The 17,540-nt window shown below is 45.5% G+C and carries 14 protein-coding genes and 2 rRNA genes; 6 read left to right on the top strand and 10 right to left on the bottom strand.

Annotated elements, in window-relative coordinates:
* Positions 1-90: 90 nt before the first annotated feature.
* The 4 genes from FTU72_RS10405 to FTU72_RS10390 form a co-directional block, all read right to left on the bottom strand.
* Positions 91-1,410 carry an MFS transporter gene (locus FTU72_RS10405; protein WP_180052794.1) on the bottom strand — a complete coding sequence of 440 codons (1,320 nt, stop codon included), beginning with the start codon at positions 1,408-1,410 and terminating at the stop codon, positions 91-93.
* A 131-nt stretch (positions 1,411-1,541) separates the two neighbouring features.
* On the bottom strand, positions 1,542-2,186 hold the full coding sequence (locus FTU72_RS10400) for a trimeric intracellular cation channel family protein (protein ID WP_034169794.1): 645 nt from the start codon (positions 2,184-2,186) through the stop codon (positions 1,542-1,544).
* A 61-nt stretch (positions 2,187-2,247) separates the two neighbouring features.
* A complete protein-coding gene (locus FTU72_RS10395) occupies positions 2,248-2,712 on the bottom strand; it encodes a YchJ family protein (RefSeq protein ID WP_034169795.1) in 465 nt (154 codons plus the stop codon).
* 75 nt (positions 2,713-2,787) lie between these two features.
* Positions 2,788-4,368 (bottom strand): TerC family protein, encoded by a 1,581-nt coding sequence (locus tag FTU72_RS10390; protein ID WP_159123942.1) that lies wholly within the window; start codon positions 4,366-4,368, stop codon positions 2,788-2,790.
* A gap of 323 nt (positions 4,369-4,691) precedes the next feature.
* Here FTU72_RS10390 and FTU72_RS10385 point away from each other — a divergent pair, with 323 nt between their 5' ends.
* Complete coding sequence (locus FTU72_RS10385) at positions 4,692-5,312, top strand: TIGR00730 family Rossman fold protein (protein ID WP_034703864.1); 621 nt, start codon at positions 4,692-4,694, stop codon at positions 5,310-5,312.
* Between the two features lie 89 nt (positions 5,313-5,401).
* Here the strand turns inward: FTU72_RS10385 and FTU72_RS10380 are convergent, their stop codons facing one another.
* A complete protein-coding gene (locus FTU72_RS10380; RefSeq protein WP_034169797.1) occupies positions 5,402-6,367 on the bottom strand; it encodes a hypothetical protein in 966 nt (321 codons plus the stop codon).
* A 353-nt stretch (positions 6,368-6,720) separates the two neighbouring features.
* Here FTU72_RS10380 and mdtD point away from each other — a divergent pair, with 353 nt between their 5' ends.
* The 5 genes from mdtD (at position 6,721) to FTU72_RS10355 (ending at position 12,026) form a co-directional block, all read left to right on the top strand.
* The gene (gene mdtD, locus FTU72_RS10375) at positions 6,721-8,112 is read left to right on the top strand and encodes a multidrug transporter subunit MdtD (protein WP_179992221.1); all 1,392 of its coding nucleotides are present in this window, start codon (positions 6,721-6,723) and stop codon (positions 8,110-8,112) included.
* 50 nt (positions 8,113-8,162) lie between these two features.
* Positions 8,163-8,948 (top strand): GH25 family lysozyme, encoded by a 786-nt coding sequence (locus tag FTU72_RS10370; protein WP_180052793.1) that lies wholly within the window; start codon positions 8,163-8,165, stop codon positions 8,946-8,948.
* 143 nt (positions 8,949-9,091) lie between these two features.
* Positions 9,092-10,147 carry a DNA polymerase IV gene (gene dinB / locus FTU72_RS10365; protein WP_180031587.1) on the top strand — a complete coding sequence of 352 codons (1,056 nt, stop codon included), beginning with the start codon at positions 9,092-9,094 and terminating at the stop codon, positions 10,145-10,147.
* A 222-nt stretch (positions 10,148-10,369) separates the two neighbouring features.
* The gene (gene shiA / locus FTU72_RS10360) at positions 10,370-11,665 is read left to right on the top strand and encodes a shikimate transporter (protein WP_179992224.1); all 1,296 of its coding nucleotides are present in this window, start codon (positions 10,370-10,372) and stop codon (positions 11,663-11,665) included.
* 4 nt (positions 11,666-11,669) lie between these two features.
* Complete coding sequence (locus FTU72_RS10355; protein WP_005233436.1) at positions 11,670-12,026, top strand: RidA family protein; 357 nt, start codon at positions 11,670-11,672, stop codon at positions 12,024-12,026.
* 80 nt (positions 12,027-12,106) lie between these two features.
* Here FTU72_RS10355 and FTU72_RS10350 read toward each other — a convergent pair whose 3' ends face one another.
* The 5 genes from FTU72_RS10350 to FTU72_RS10330 form a co-directional block, all read right to left on the bottom strand.
* Positions 12,107-12,655, bottom strand: coding sequence for a DUF2726 domain-containing protein (locus FTU72_RS10350; protein ID WP_166136543.1), 549 nt, complete (start codon positions 12,653-12,655; stop codon positions 12,107-12,109).
* A 398-nt stretch (positions 12,656-13,053) separates the two neighbouring features.
* Positions 13,054-15,444 (bottom strand): YgiQ family radical SAM protein, encoded by a 2,391-nt coding sequence (locus FTU72_RS10345; protein WP_180052801.1) that lies wholly within the window; start codon positions 15,442-15,444, stop codon positions 13,054-13,056.
* Between the two features lie 143 nt (positions 15,445-15,587).
* Positions 15,588-16,802, bottom strand: a complete 1,215-nt coding sequence (locus tag FTU72_RS10340; RefSeq protein WP_180052792.1) for an MFS transporter — start codon at positions 16,800-16,802, stop codon at positions 15,588-15,590.
* A gap of 147 nt (positions 16,803-16,949) precedes the next feature.
* Positions 16,950-17,064, bottom strand: a 5S ribosomal RNA gene (gene rrf / locus FTU72_RS10335).
* 234 nt (positions 17,065-17,298) lie between these two features.
* Positions 17,299-17,540 (bottom strand): 23S ribosomal RNA (locus tag FTU72_RS10330); the annotation flags it as partial.

The following is a 17,540-nucleotide window of genomic DNA, read 5'->3' as shown; positions in this document are numbered from 1 at the left end:
GGGCAGTAAACTACACAGCGCGACAAATCGTGTCTTATGGGCTAAAAATATCCACTTTATAGCAGCTGAGCAACTAAAAAATCACCAACCTTATAAACCCATAGATTCTAGCGTCTTGCCCTTGGTCTCTTCACCCAGGACTAAAATGACCACAGTTACTGCGATTAATACTGCAGTAAACATGGTAAAGACGTAACTGAAACCATTTGGCATCCCCATCAAATGGGTTACGGCAAAGGGTGCAGCAATCCCGCCAATACGACCAATTGCACCCGCCCAGCCTGAACCAAAAGCACGGATATTAGTTGGATACTGTTCTGGTGTATAGGTATAAAGAACGCCCCATGCCCCCAGATTAAAGAAGGACATCAGACAACCCCAGATTACGATCTCGGTGACACTACCGGACTGACCAAAGAAATAGGCTGAAATCGCACACATGCCGATAAAGCCAGCTAAAGTCGCCTTACGACCGAGTTTTTCGACTAGCCATGCTGCCGCAATATAACCCGGCAATTGCGCCAGAATCATAACCAGGACATATTCAAAAGACTGCACGATGGTATAGCCTTCCTTGACCAGAAGGCTTGGTAACCAGGTAAAAATACCATAGTAGGAAAAAACGATCCCAAACCAGATCAGCCACAGCATCAAGGTTCGGCGGGCAAAAATACCACTCCAGAGCTGGGTAAACGAGATATTCTGCTTGGCAGCCACGGGTTTAACTTCAAAGATTTCCATGACTTCGACGCCGCATTTGCGCTCAATCTTTTTAACCAGAGCCTGTGCTTCATCTACCCGGCCACGATTGATCAGATACGGCACCGACTCAGGCACCAGTTTCCAGATTACGATGGCATACAGTGCCGGTATCCCGCCAATCATGAATGCAGCTTGCCAGCCAAAATCAGGAATCACAAAACGTGACACCAGTGCAGCCACCAGCCAGCCCAAGCCCCAGAAACTTTCCAGCAGCACAATGAAACGACCACGTACCCGTGCCGGGATATATTCACTGACCAGTGTCACCGCAACCGGCAACTGACCCCCTAATCCCAGACCGACAATAAAACGAAATACCAGTAACCAGGTCAGATTCGGCGCAAAGGCACAGGCAGCAGTCGCCAGACTATAAATCACCAGCGTACTGGCAAATACCGTTTTACGTCCCCAGCGATCTGCCAGTCCACCTGAGAAAATCGCTCCAATCGCCATACCGATAAAACCGATCGAAACCACCCAGCTTTTCTGGTCAGCGGTCATCTGCCAGTCTTCAGCCATTTTCGCCAGAATAAAGGAAATCAATCCCGTATCCATGGCATCAAACATCCAGCCAAGACCAATCACCCATAAAAGAGTGTAGTGGAACTTGCCGATCGGCAAGCGCTGTATCCGAGAAACTAAATCCATAACAAAAATCTCTGATCAGGTGAAACGGGAGGTGCTGCTGTCCCAACAGGAGGTTTGATTTTTTATTTTTTTATACTACGAATACGTACGCCTGCGGGAAGTTTTCCCTCCCGCAGTTACCATAATTCATATCAAGATTCGTCTTTGGATGAAGCGGACTGTTCGTCATCATCCTTATAGATAAACTTCGGCATTTCCAGACCGAAATAGATCGCAATCAAACGCAAACTAAAGCCAAAAATCAGGGTGGAAATAATGGTCAGTTCGAGTGACAGACCGAAATTGCTGCAGAGCCAATAGAAGATGACTGCAACAAAGGAAATACTGGCATACAGTTCACGGCGGAAGACTAAAGGCACATCATTACATAAAATGTCACGTAAAATACCGCCCGATACTCCGGTCAGAACCCCGGCGACCGCACTGACTACAAAACCATGCCCCATTTCCAGCGCAATCTGGCAGCCAATGATGGTAAAGCCAATCAGGCCCAAGGCATCCAGTACCAGGAAGATATTGCGTAAATGGCGCATCCATTTGGCAATCAGGATGGTGACAAAGGCGGCACAGCAAGTCAGCACCAGATATTCCGGGTGTTTGACCCAGGTCAAAGGATAATGGCCAAGTAGTACATCACGTACCGAACCACCACCGAGCGCCGTAACACAGGCAATAATCGTGACCCCAAACCAGTCCATACTACGCCGACCGGCAGACAAGGCTCCGGTCATGGCTTCAGCGGTAATTGCAATAATATAGATGACGGTCAGTAACATCGCCCTGCTTCCACCTGAGGCTATGAGATGGCGGCTATTCTAAGCTAAATCTATGTGAAAATTATAAAAAATGCGCACAACATTGCTTAAATTTTTTCCCGGAGCCACAGATGCACGGCTGTTTCATTGTAAACTGTTGATCTGTCGTTGGATCTAGAAAGTACCAGCGATTCTCGAACTTTACAAAATGTGAAATTTCATGATGAATCTGGGCCTGCTTGCCATCGTGATAATGTGCTTTGAACTCGACCAGCGCATGGGTCTTGTCCAGCTTTTCATTGGCCTGCACGATTTCCAACTTCAGCCATTGATTGGTTCTACTCCATTCAGCAATGGCTGGCATGTCCAAAGCCTGCTGCTGTCCACGGGCAGTAGTCTGCTGGATATAATCAATTTCATGCTTGGCAAAGGCACTATACCGCGAGCGCATTAATTGCTCGGCGTTTTGAGCCAATTGCTGGCCCTGATGTAGTGGCTGGCAACAGCTTGCGTATTCACCTCGTCCACATGGACATGCTTCTGACATCTCAATTCCATAAAAAATAGCCCGACAGTGCGGGCTATTTTAGCAAACTTTTAGCTTCGTCCTTCGGGCGCTGAACTAATCTTTCCGGTTCGCTGGGGCAATGATATGCACCTTATCAATCTTGTGGCCGTCCATCGTGACCACCTCAAAGATATAATCATCTGCTTCGAGCTTTTCGCCATTTTCTGGCAAGCGCCCCAGATGGAACAGAATATAACCCGACAATGTCGAATATTCTTCCGTTTCATTGACCAGATCACGATCCAGAAGCAGTGACACATGGCGAATATCAGTTGAACCATCCAGAATCAGGCTGCCATCTTCCAGGCTTTCTACAGCTGCTTCTAGCTGGTCTTCATCCGGGAATTCACCGGCAATCGCTTCCAGCACATCAATCGGTGTCGCCACGCCTTCAATGGAACCATATTCATTCAATACCAGTGCCATTTGTAGCGGTGCCTGACGTAGCTGATCCATCACCATCAAGACCTGAGCATTTTCATGCACAATCACAGGTTCACGCAGATGTTTTTCGAAGTCCAAAATACCTGTTTCGATGTATTCATTCAGGACTTTATGGGTTAGCACGACCCCAGCAATATTGTCCAGTTCACCACGCGCCACAATCAGGCGTGAATGGCTCATATGCAATAACTGCTCTTTGATACTGGCATGATCATTTTCCAGATCAATCCATTCCAGTTCAGGACGTGGTGTCATCACCGATTTCACCGGACGTTCTGACAGGCCAAGTACGCCCTGCACCATAACGCTATGGTAGACTCCACTTTCGTCGTCATCAAAGACTTCATCAGCAAAGGCACGAGTCGCCAGTACATCTTCCGGTTCAGAAGAATCATTGTCCTGAGCCGGTTTACCGCCCAGCATACGCATTACGGCAGACGCAGTACGGTAACGCATATCAGTTGTCGTCACCATTTTTTCCTGATTGCGTTTCATGGTCTGGTTAATGAACTCGACAATCACCGAGAAACCAATCGCGGCATACAGATAGCCTTTTGGAATATGGAAACCGAAGCCTTCAACCACCAGCGAGAAACCAATCATCATCAGGAAGCCCAGACAGAGAATCACTACTGTCGGGTGCTTGTTGACGAAATCCATGAGGGCTTTAGAGGCCCACAACATGATACCGACCGCAATAATCACCGCGATCATCATCACAGACAGATCTTTGACCATACCAACCGCAGTAATCACGCTGTCGAGCGAGAACACGGCGTCCAGTACCACGATCTGCACAATCACCATCCAGAACACCGCCTGAACCGGATTTTCTTCCTTGGTCACAGGTTTGGCTTCCAGACGCTCATGCAGCTCCATAGTGCCTTTAAACAGCAGGAATACACCACCGAATAATAAGATCAGGTCGCGTCCTGAAAATGGATGCTCAAAGATATGGAATAGCGGTTCAGTAAGCGTTACGACCCAGGCAATCGATGCCAGCAACACCAGTCGCATTAACAGCGCCAAGCCCAGACCGGTAATACGCGCTGCATTACGCTGTTCGGGTGGAAGCTTTTCCGCCAGAATTGCAATAAAGACCAGGTTATCGATCCCGAGTACAATTTCAAGAACAATCAGTGTGAGTAAGCCAATCCAGGCAGAGGGATCTGACATCCATTCAAAAATCATTGCATCTGCTCCTCTAACCGAGGAGAAAAGCAAGTATTTGCATGATGAGATACAGGTTGATACCCGACTTGAATTAAAGACTTGATAATGTGACGTTTTACTGAATTAAAGCGCCAACTTCGACTACCCATGTGAGTTCTATTGTAGTAAGACAGACTTTCAGTATATCAAGAACAGCATGAAATTCACCTGTTTTCATCCGGGATTATGGATGAATTTGAATGAAAGATTTTGTCCTAAAATGAGGTCTGCTCATGGAATTGTCATATTTGTTAACTAAGTTATAGTAAGTAGATAAAAAAATGATAAGGTGAAAAAAATAAATGCAAAGTGTAATGGAAATGACCGATTATTTTAATGATAACTCCCCAAAAACAACACGCCCGCTAGTAGCTTTATATTGTGGCTCTCGTGCCGGCAACAAACCGATTTATCTGGAAAAAGCGATTCAACTGTCACAAGGTCTGGCCGAACATGGTTTTGGTCTGGTCTATGGCGGCGCCAGTATTGGTCTGATGGGCCAGGTGGCAGACACCATGATTCAGCATGGTGGTGAAGCGGTGGGCGTGATTCCGGAATTTATGCTGGATTATGAGATTGCCCATCCTCAACTCACAGAACTGCATATCGTCACCAGCATGCATCAGCGTAAGGCCATGATGGCAGACCGGGCCTGTGCCTTTGTCGCCTTGCCGGGTGGATTGGGAACCTTTGAAGAAATTCTGGAAATTGCGACCTGGGGTCAGCTGAACCAGCATCAAAAACCGATGATGCTGTATAACGTCAATGGCTTTTATAATCCCCTGATTGCCCAGCTTGATCTTGCGGTGCAGGAAGGCTTCTTGCCGCCCCAACATCGGGCTAAACTGATTATCTGTGAACATGCAGATCAGATTTATACCACCTTGCTGAATCTGGATGCTCCGCAACGTTTCGTCGTTTAAATTTTCTTGTCTGCTTTAAATAGCAATGATTTAAAGCCATAAAAAAGCGAGCTTGATGCTCGCTTTTTTCATTTATACATGCAAAGCCATTAACCGGAAATCGTGTGATAGAACCAAGGCAAAGTCGTCGCCAGAAACACACTAATGGCTAGACCAAACATCAGTTTCATGGCATCTTTGCTGACATTCCGTGAAGTACGGTGCTTGTTGACTTCGGTCACCAGCATCGAAATCGCAAATTCACGACCGGCCAGTAACCCCAGGAATACCCAAGTGGTACTCATCGGGATGTTACTCCACTCTTTGAACACCAGCAGAATCAATGCATAAATAAAGTCGATAATCGTAGCAGAACGGACATCCGTCACCCCGGTCTTGGTATCAACAATATTCTGGATAGCTCCACCACGCTGGTAAAGAATCATGCCCAGCAGGATGACAAAGACAGAAATTGCAAAGATCAGGAACTCAAACGGCACCTGACGCGGCACATAAACAAAGATATTAGCCAGATCCTGGATCAGCCACTGGCTCCACAGAAATGCCGTAGATAGCCATTGCAAGGCCATCCACATTGGGGAGTGTTGCTGATCACGGGTTTCACTGAAATAGACCGCGAGTTTTTTCATGACCAGACGATAGATCACAATCGCCACAAAGAAAGCGACGGCGTAACCCATCATTGACTTGGTCAGCATGGAACCCAGACTGCTCGGGGAGAAAATCGTGAGCACCAAGAAAGTAGTACTGACCGGAATGCCATATTTGGTCAAAATGATCAGTAAAAGAGGCGGTACCACATATAGCCAGGTGACCCCATCTTCAGGGAAAGGAATGGTTTCCAGACGTCCATAAGAGGCATCCCCTACCCCAGAAGCAAACCAGCCATAAATTAACACCACAACCAGAATAGTACTGATGTAAATCCAGAGTACCCACCATGGGCGATGTGAGTTCGATGAAATAAATGTTCCTAATGTTTGCGGAACATCATTCCCCACGATGGAATAGGCGGCCAGACAGAAGCCAACTACCATCAGAATCTCGATGGTCATAAGTACAAAACCTTTTACTAGACAGTTCCCAGTACAGCAGTTCTGGAAGTTTGCCCCAGATTATGACGGTTTTATTTCATTTTCATGACATTTCCGTCATATTTTTTTGTAGCCTGCTCCTTAAAAAGAAGCTTGAAGTGTTCCAAAAATGACGTATTTATGAATCTGTATCAATTTGAGAGGTTCTCAGTATAGAAATATATCTTTTACCCTTTCCTCTTCAATAACTGAAATCAGGCTGTGAATTCATTAGCATTTTGTCTACACGACTCCTATTCACAATCGTTTTTATTTCAGTCACACTGCTGCATAGATTTCTTTAAACTATTCAAAATAGATGATTTTTTAAATCCATGAATGTCACTCCTACGCATCAATCCCTACAACCTGAATTCAGACTGCTGGTCTTGCTGGTATCGATTGGCTTTTTCATGCAAGGCCTGGATACCACGATTATCAATACCGCCTTGCCTGCGATTGCCAGTAACCTGCAGGAAGATCCGTTACGGATGCATAGTGTGGTGGTGGCCTATGTGCTTTCTGTGGCAGCCTGCATTCCCTTAAGTGGCTGGCTGGCAGATCGCTTTGGGGTTCGGAATATCTATTTTGCAGCGATCATTATTTTTGCTCTGGCCTCACTCGGCTGTGCCTGGTCTGAGAATCTGAATGAACTACTGGTTTATCGGGTATTTCAGGGCATTGGAGGTGCTTTGCTGCTTCCAGTCGGACGACTGGCCATGCTGAAAATTATTCCTCGTACCCAGTTTCTATCCGCTATGAGTCTGATGAGTCTGGCCGGACTAATGGGTCCTTTAATCGGTCCAACCTTAGGTGGCTGGATGGTGGAATACCTGTCCTGGCACTGGATTTTCCTGATCAATCTGCCGATTGGTCTGCTGGGTGCATTGATTACCTTTAAAGCTATGCCCAATATTACCGAACCGACGGTACAGCGTTTTGATTTTGGCGGTTTTATTCTACTGGTCATCGCAATGATCGGCTTGTGTCTAGGGATTGAAAACTTTGCCAATCCACAATATCCACTATGGTGGAGCTTAAGTCTGGTCGGAAGTGGCCTGATTGCCTCACTCATCTACGCCTACCACTCGCATACTCATCTGAACGCGCTTTTTCGCAGTAAATTATTTAAAAATAAGATCTATTCGATTGGCATTCTGGGTAATTTCTTTGCCCGACTCGGCGGCAACTCGATTCCGTTTTTATTGCCTTTAATGTTGCAAGTCGCTTTTGGTTTCGAACCTTTTATTACCGGTTTACTGATGATTCCAACGGTACTCGGTTCTTTAGCATCTAAACCGATTATCCGCAAAATCATTCAACGTTTTGGTTATCGTAGAGTCTTGTTGATCAACACCTTGCTGGTCGGTCTATGTATCGCCAGTTTTGCCTTGACTACGGCGGAGACTCCAATTTGGTTACGTGCTATACATTTCTTTGTGTTCGGGATTCTGAATTCGCTGCAATTTGTCTCAATGAATACGCTGACTTTAAAAGATTTAAGCCAGCAGGATGCCAGCAGTGGTAACAGTTTTCTGTCGATGATCATGATGCTGTCAATGAGTATCGGGGTGGCACTGGCAGGTACGCTAGTCAATATGTTTAGTGCCTACTTCGGCCCAGAACAGCTAGATAATGCCTTTCACGTTTCGCTGCTCTGTCTAGGCTGTATTAACATTATTGCTGCCTATATTTTCTGGCATATCCCCAAAAACACGCCAGTCTAGGGCAGAATATAAACTCGATATGAATATCTCTAGATTAGGCCACCGTGCACATGAAAGCAGCTCCTACTTCTAGCAACTGGAAAAAATACTCAGTGATTGCAGTCGGGCTGCTGATTACGCTTGTGGTAACCACTGTGCTTTATCTGCTGGTTTTCAAACAGCCATCAGCGCATGCAGCAGATTATTCGATTCATGGTTTTGATGTTTCCCATCATCAGAAAGAAATAGACTGGAAGAAAATACCAAAACAGAAATATAAATTTGTCTATTTAAAATCCACAGAAGGTGGTGATTTTAAAGATACCAAGTTTCAGGAATACTGGCTGCAGGCCCGCGAACAGGGCTTTCTGGTCGGTGCTTATCATTTTTACCGGCTTTGCCGTGATGGCAGCATTCAGGCTCAGAATTTTATAGAGTCGGTTCCGCGTAAAAGTGATGCCCTGCCACCCGTAATGGATCTGGAATATGACAGCAAATGCATCAATCACTATTCCAAAGAGCAGATGCTCAAGGAAATCCGGATCATGCATGATGCCTTAAAACACCATTATGGCAAGCAGCCGATCTTCTATGTGTCCAAATCTTTTTATAACATCGTGCTGGCGGGAGAGTTTACTGACGTACCGCTCTGGGTACGTGAGTACCAAGGTTTGCCAGATTTAAAGGGTCAGCCTAAATGGACCTTCTGGCAGCATACCAGTCAGGGTGAAATTCCCGGCATTGCCCGTACTGTGGACCTGAATGTGTTTTATGGCTCGGAGCAGGACTGGATCAAATTTTTACAGCAGAACAGTATTCCCACCCCAGATCAGTCCCAGCCTCCGGCCAAGAAATAAACTCAATTTCTCCCTGATTCAACCATGAAATGGATATTGAATTATTTAGGCAGGATATGCTTCGTCTTGAATAATGCTTTAGCCTGTTTACTTGTCAATCCGGTCTCTTCCCAATCCAGCTAAAGCCACTTAAGATACTGGATATGCGCAAAATTATTCATATCGATATGGATGCCTTCTACGCCTCAGTCGAGCTGCGTGAGCGTCCGGAGCTGAACGCTCTGCCTGTGGTGATTGCCTCGCATCATCCGCGGGCAGTGGTCGCGGCTGCCTCCTATCCGGCCCGCGAATTCGGACTGCGCTCTGCCATGCCGATGACTAAAGCACGTAAGCTCTGCCCTCAGGTCATCGTGATTGAACCAGATTTTGCCAAATACCGTCAGGTCTCTGGTCAGATTCATCAAATATTTCAAACTTATACCAAGGTCATCGAACCGTTGTCTCTGGATGAAGCTTATCTGGATGTCACCGAAAATTTGCAGCAGATTCCAAGTGCCACTGAAGTGGCAATGCGCATTCGTGAAGATATTTTTCAAACTACTGGACTAACCGCTTCTGCTGGCGTGGCGCCGAATAAATTTCTCGCTAAAATCGCCTCTGACTGGCATAAGCCGAATGGAATCTGTGTCATCAAACCTTCACAGGTGCAGCGTTTTATTCAGGATCTTCCACTGAAGAAAATTCCCGGTGTAGGCAAAGTTACCCAAGAAAAATTAAAAAGTTTGAATCTGGAAACCTTGGGAGATTTACAGCAGATTGAAGAAGCGATCCTGATTCAGCATTTTGGCAAATATGGACGGCGCCTGTTTCTCTATGCTCAAGGCATTGATGATCGGCCAGTCGAAGCTGAACGGGAACGCCAGCAGATTTCCAAGGAAACGACTTTCGATGATGATCTGTATTTACCGCAATGCCAGCCTTACTGGCAGCCATTAATTGCCCAGCTCTGGCAGAGTCTGGAAAAAAAACAGCTCTCTGCCCGCGGGGTTACTGTAAAACTGAGAATGAAAAATTTTCAGACCATGCAGCATAGTAAAAGCTTCAGCCAGCTGCTGCGTAGCCCGCAAGAACTGGAGCAGGCTTTACACTTATTGCTTCAAGAGATGCATATTACTCCTCAACTGCAGTTTCGGCTGATTGGGCTTGGCGTCTATCAGCTCGCTGCACGTGAAACAGAAACGCAATTGCTGCTGCTTTAGGCCTATTTTGTACAAGTATTAGACGTTAGTTTAAAAATACGGCAACTTTGTTTTTACATTTTGAATTTTTGGAGTACTCTATCTGCGCAATGCATTATCCATGTATGTGCTGAGATGCTGAAAATCACCTTTACTTTCAGCATACTGTCCTGTGATTGACGTGACGATCAAATCCGAATATTACAGGGCAACTCTGATGTATCTCATGGAATCCCTCCCTGCATGTCCTCTGTAAATTCTTCTGTTATTCAAGAACGACGCGCGCGTAAAGCGGCGTTATCCAGTTTTGTTGGTGCTGTTGTCGATTGGTATGATTTTCTCCTTTACGGCATTGTTGCGGCCTTAATTTTTAAAGACCAGTTTTTCCCAAGCATTGGTGCCAATATGGGTACCTTGGCGGCTTTAGCCACCTTTGGGGTAGGCTTCCTGTTTCGTCCTCTAGGCGGTGTGGTATTTGGTCATTTCGGCGACAAGCTCGGCCGCAAGAAAATGCTGGTTCTGACTGTGGTCCTGATGGGGATTTCCACCGTCGGGATTGGTTTTTTACCTAATTTCGAAGCCATTGGCTGGTGGGCACCGGTTTTACTGGTGACCCTGCGTGCCATTCAAGGCTTTGCAGTCGGTGGTGAATGGGGTGGTGCTGCCCTGATGGCGGTGGAAAATGCCCCTAAAGGCAAAAAAGCCTTTTATAGCAGTGGTGTTCAGGTCGGCTATGGCGTAGGTCTGGTACTGGCAACGGGTGCGGTATCCGTTATTATTGCCACACTGGGTGAAGAGGCTTTTGCTGAATGGGCTTGGCGCATTCCGTTTATTGCCAGTATCGTGCTGATCGGGATTGCGATGTGGATTCGCCGTGATCAGGATGAATCTCAAGAATTCGTAGAGAAAGTGATTAAGGCAGATCATCATCCAGAAAAACTGCCAATCTTGCAGGCCATCAGCAAACATCCTAAAGCTTTCTTTTATATTATTGCCTTACGTTTGACCGAACTGCTGACCATGTATCTGGTCACCAACTTTGCCCTAAACTATTCCACCAATAATCTGGGCATGGACAAACAGTTCTTCCTGAATATCACCCTGATGGTCGGTGCGATCAGCTGTTTCAGTATTCCTTTCTTTGCCTGGCTATCGGATAAAATCCAGCATAAAACCATGTGCGTCTGGGGTGGTCTGATCGGTGCACTGTCTGCCTTTCCGTTTTTTATGGCACTGGATGCACAAAATACCTGGATGATTATTGTTGGCGCCATTCTACTGGCCAATGTCGCGCATGACATGGTGGTCAGCGTGCATCAACCGATTTTTACCTCGCTATTTGGTACGGAATATCGCTATAGCGGTGCCGGAGTCGGTTATCAGGTCGCCAGTATTATTGGTGGTGGTTTTACCCCAATGATTGCAGCCTCCTTAGTGATTTGGGGTGATGGTTCATGGCATTATGTAGCCATCTATCTTGCGATAGGCTGCCTATTGACTGCATTAGTCGCAGCCTTGATGCCAAAAACCAAGGATTAAGCTGATGTCTGTTCAACGTTTGCATGTTTCACAACGCTTTTCTGAGATCGCCATTGCCGGCAATCTGGTTCATCTCGCCGGTCAGTTGGCGACAGACCTGGATCTAGATATCAAAGGTCAAACCCAGCAGACACTGGATATTATCGACCAGTTCCTGGCGGATGCCGGTACCGATAAAAGCCAGATCATGTCTGTGACGATTTATCTCAAAGATATTGAAAAAGATTATGCAGCGTTTAATGAAGTCTGGGATGCCTGGGTATCGGATATTCAAGCCCTACCCCGCACCTGTGTCGAAGCTAAACTGTATGATCCACGCGTGTTAGTGGAACTGACTGTCGTAGCCGTCAAACCTGAATAGACTTCTATTCAGGCCTAATTGCTACTCATCTAAAATAGAAAAAAGTATGCACTTGGCATACTTTTTTCGTTTAGGTTCTATCAGTTTAATGCTTTGACTTTACGTCGTTCCAGATCTGAATAGAGATGATATTTTTTGAGATCATTCACAGCGGTAAATCTCTGGTCTTTACTGGAATGCTCCTGCTCACGCAGGAAATCTCCTCGTAACTGATAATATTCCGGTACATCTTCATAGCGAATGACCCGATAACCGGCCATAGTCAACAAGGCATCCTGAAATTGCGCCTGCTGTGGACGTTTTAAAATCACCGGATCATCGACGGCTACAATGGCAACAATCTGATATTGCTGATCCAGAATCACAAAATCTGCAATCAGATCACGATACTTGTGCCGGGTACGACCAAATTTGGTGGTAAGTAGTGCATCATAAGAAACATGGGCCAGTACAATATAATCAGGCAATACTTCTTTCAGGCGTGTAAACGTCAGTTGTTCATTTGGATTAAAAATAGCGCGCTGTTTTAAGGCGCTGTCTTGTGGTTTTGGGCTATTCCTTAGCTGCTTCCATGCCATGAGCACGACACAGAACACCAAGAAACTCCCTATAATCATATAGGTGGTCATGACTCAATCCTTGCATTCTTATAATCATTCTTGTTTTATTGTTATCCAGTATAAACCCATACTATTTTTAAAATTGCCCTGCTACCATTCTGTGTAGAGACCAATACAATTCTTAGCAAAACTTGATTGCCAGTTACTTAAAAACCGCTTTTTACTATTTCAATAGAAATTAGGGTTAAATCCTTATACGCGACTGTAAAATAGTCTCCTGATAGATCGCAATATAAATCGGTTGAACTGTAAGACAATTCCGACAAAGTGTTATTTTTATATCATTTTTCAAAAATTTAAATCGACTAAAAATAAAATATTTTACATTTTAATTGAGAACCTGAAAGCCGCATCAATAAAGTCTGAACATAAAAAAGACACCCGAAGTGTCTTTTTTATCAGCTTAATCAAGCACGTGATTTTGGCTTTGATTTTGCTTTAGGTTTAGGGCCGCCGAATGGCTTTTTCGCATCACCCGTTTCACGCGGTGGCAGACCAGTATGCTGGGTCAGAATCTGGCCTTTTTTCGGACGGTTATTTTGAGCCTGACCACGATTACCTGGGTTAGCAGTACGTTTCTGTGAATCACCCGCTACAGTCGAATTCTTCTTACGTGCAGACTGGTATTGCCCATCTGTACCAGCAGGTTGATAGGTTGGAATCAGATGCTGTTTCGAGTTACCAATCAGATCCTGACGCCCCATTTCCTTTAAAGCTTCACGCAATAAAGGCCAGTTGTTTGGATCATGATAACGCAAGAAGGCTTTATGCAGACGACGACGTTTCTCACCTTTCACGATGTCCACATCTTCAGTATAACGCGCGACTTTCGCCAGCGGGTTTTTACCGGTGTAGTACATGGTGGTTGCAGTGGCCATTGGTGATGGATAGAAGGTTTGTACCTGATCGGCACGGAAGCCATTCTTTTTCAACCAGATAGCCAAATTCATCATGTCGTAATCGGTGGTACCCGGATGCGCCGCGATGAAATAAGGAATCAGATACTGTTCCTTACCGGCTTCTTTACTGAAACGGTCAAACATCTGTTTGAAGCGATCATACGTTCCGATGCCCGGTTTCATCATCTTCGATAATGGACCTTTTTCGGTATGCTCCGGCGCAATCTTCAGATAACCACCCACGTGATGGGTGACCAGCTCTCTGACATATTCCGGATTCAATACAGCAAGGTCATAACGCAGACCTGATCCAATTAGAATCTTTTTAATACCCGGTAAAGCACGTGCCTTACGGTATAACTGAGTCAACGGTGCATGGTCGGTATGCAGGTTTTGACACACACCCGGGAACACACAAGAGGGCTTACGACAATTCTTCTCAATCTCAGGATCTTTACATGCCAAACGGTACATGTTGGCTGTTGGGCCACCTAAATCCGAGATAATGCCGGTAAAGCCCGGTGCAGTATCACGAATTTTTTCTACTTCACGCAGGATTGATTCTTCAGAACGGTTCTGGATGATACGGCCTTCATGCTCGGTGATCGAACAGAAAGTACAGCCACCGAAACAGCCACGCATGATGTTCACCGAGAACTTGATCATGTCGAAGGCCGGGAAGCGTGCATTACCATATACCGGATGTGGCAGACGTGCATAAGGCAGGTCAAACACATAATCCATTTCTTCGGTAGTTAATGGAATCGGTGGTGGATTGATCCACACATCACGTTCACCATGTTTTTGTACCAAAGCACGCGCGTTCCCTGGATTGGTTTCCAGATGTAGAATACGGTTCGCATGCGCATACAGCACAGGATCATTCGCCACTTCTTCAAAAGAAGGCAAACGAATCACTGCCAGTTCACGTGGTGGTAATTTATGTTTAATTGCTTTAGAAGCTGGTTGTAGCTGCACAATTTGCGTATCTGGATCTAAATTGTCCCCTTCACGCACGATTGGATTGGCTACGACTTCTTTCTGGAAATTCTGGTATTGGCTTAAGCTGTTGCCTTTATCTTTTTCAATTTCACAACCATCAATATCTTCGCTCATCACATAGGGGTTGATGATCGGATCGACACGGCCAATGGTATCGACATCATTGGATGCGATTTCCACAAACTGGGCTTTCGCAGCACGGTTATGTTTATTGATAATGAATGCGGTACCACGAACATCAGTAATCTGATGAATCTTTTCACCCTTAGCCAGGCGATGCATGATTTCAATGATCGAGCGTTCGCCATTACCGTACATCAACAAGTCCGCTTTAGAATCCATTAAGATCGAACGACGGACTTTATCTGACCAGTAGTCATAATGTGCGATACGACGTAATGAACCTTCAATACCACCGAGTAATACCGGCACATCCGGGAAAGCTTCACGACAACGTTGGCAATAGACGGTTGCTGCGCGGTCTGGACGTTTATTCGGCTGGTTATCTGGAGAATAAGCATCATCTGAACGAATCTTACGATCCGCCGTATAACGGTTAATCATCGAGTCCATATTACCGGCAGAAACGCCCCAGGCAATATTCGGCTTACCGAGTACACGGAAGGCTTCTACATTAGTCCAGTCCGGCTGGGCAATAATCCCCACGCGGAAACCTTGTGCTTCGAGCACACGTCCAATGATCCCGGTCACAAATGACGGGTGGTCAATATAGGCATCACCGCAGACAAAAATAAAGTCACAACTGTCCCAACCGAGTTGGTCCATTTCCTCGCGTGACATCGGCAAAAAAGGCGCGGGTTCAAAACATGACGCCCAATATTTGTCGTAATCAAACAACGCTTTAGGCGCAGTCTGAGCGTTATAAGCAGTAGACATGGCTAGCAATTCTCGGCTGGCAGATGGAAGATCAGAAAAGTGATCAAAGATGAAAGCCGAGTATTTTAGCATGAATTCGGCTCAGGTTGCTTGATTATAATTTATACAAAAACAGCTTTAAGACCTTAATCAGGAATATATACTCATCCTGATTTTGAAGAATCATTTATAGGTTTTAACCGCTGTGCCATCAGCAAGCCTAATCCTAAAATAATAGCGATAAATACACTTAGTCCTAACCATCCGGAATTTTCCCAGACCAGTCCACTCGAACTTCCAAGTAAGCTTGAACCCAGGTAGTAACAGAACAAATAAAGGGACGAACCTACCGCACGATACTGTAAGGATTGCACCGATACCCAGCTACTGGCAGTTGAATGAGCCGCAAAAAAGGAAAAGGTAAAAATCAGCAAACCAATAAAGACTAAAGCCAAGTTATTAATCAACATTAAGGCTAAGCCAAACAGCATGGTACAAAGCATGGCGGCAAGTACCCTATAACGTCCAAACTTCCTGCTCCAAGCTGCGGCTCGTGGCGAGCTATAAATTCCGGCCAGATAAGTAATCGAAATCAGACCAATCCAGACATGAGACAATTCAAATGGCGCTTGAATCAAACGATAACTCAGATAGTTAAATACCGAGACAAATCCCCCCATCAGGATAAAGCCCTGTAAAAACAGAATTCTTAATTTAGGATCACTCAGATTCTGTTGAAATGCTCTGATAAAACGGCTGAATTGAATTGGATAAGCTTTGAAATGCCTGGACTTCGGTAGTAGAAAGTAGAAAGTTGCCGCGATACATAGATTCAGCAATCCAATAATCAAAGTCGCGGATTGCCAGGAAATAAAATCGACCAATGTCCCTGCGATCAACCGTCCGCTCATGCCCCCAATCGCAGTTCCGGAAATATACAGCCCCATGGCAAAGCCCACATCCTGCTCTACCACTTCCTCTCCAATATAAGTCATCGCCACGGCTGCCACACCACTGACCGTTAAACCAATCAGTACTCGTGTGGCTAGAAATATCGACCAGATTGGCAGTAAAGCACTGAGTAACAGTAAGACTGAAACTGAAAATAACGACCAGACCATTATCGGCTTACGGCCAAAACGGTCTGAAATCAGACCAGTAAAGATCAAGCCAATAGCCAAGGCAATGGTAGAGAAGGAAAGTGGAAAACTGCTTTGTGTTGGAGAGATATAAAAATAATCCGCCAGAATCGGCATCATCGGTTGGACACAATACAGCGATGAAAAAATCGCGAAACCCGCCAGAAATAAGGAGAATAAAATAGCTTTAAAAGCAGATGAACCATATGCGATATGGCTTGAAGATGAATTTGAGGACATATCCGCTCCATGAACCTGCTCAGTATACGCCTCTCAATTCGCCTTTTATGTGATGATTCAGTTTAAATAACCATCGAATAATTAATTTTCTTAAACCCCACGCATAAAAAAAGCCCCCTGCGTGAGCAGAGGGCTTTTGGAATAATGAGCTGGCGATGACTTACTCTCACATGGGAGACCCCACACTACCATCAGCGCTAAGAGGTTTCACTTCTGAGTTCGGGAAGGGATCAGGTGGTTCACTCTTGCTATGGTCGCCAGCACAACTGGTATGCTTACTCGCTATGGTCTTATCTACGTTGCTTGCGCTTCGTTTGCCTAGCTTTCTTCAAATAGAATGCATTAACAGATGTATCTGAGTTCTTGCGAGTAGAACTAAGCAGTGCTTAATTATACTCTCATTTGTTCGATTAGCTTAACTAAATCAAGGCTTCGTCTGATCGTTAGATCAATATGAAATCAATTGATGCTTTATATACAACTGCTTGGGTGTTGTATAGTCAAGCCTCACGAGCAATTAGTATTGGTCAGCTTCATACATCACTGCACTTCCACATCCAACCTATCAACGTCGTAGTCTTCAACGGCTCTTTAGAGGACATAAAGTCCTAGGGAAATCTTATCTTGAGGTAGGCTTCCCGCTTAGATGCTTTCAGCGGTTATCCCTTCCGAACATAGCTACCCGGCGATGCGACTGGCGTCACAACCGGTACACCAGAGGTTCGTCCACTCTGGTCC

This window comes from Acinetobacter sp. YH12137 (assembly GCF_013418535.1).
Taxonomy (GTDB): domain Bacteria; phylum Pseudomonadota; class Gammaproteobacteria; order Pseudomonadales; family Moraxellaceae; genus Acinetobacter.
This window is presented reverse-complemented; position numbering and strand designations above follow the sequence as displayed.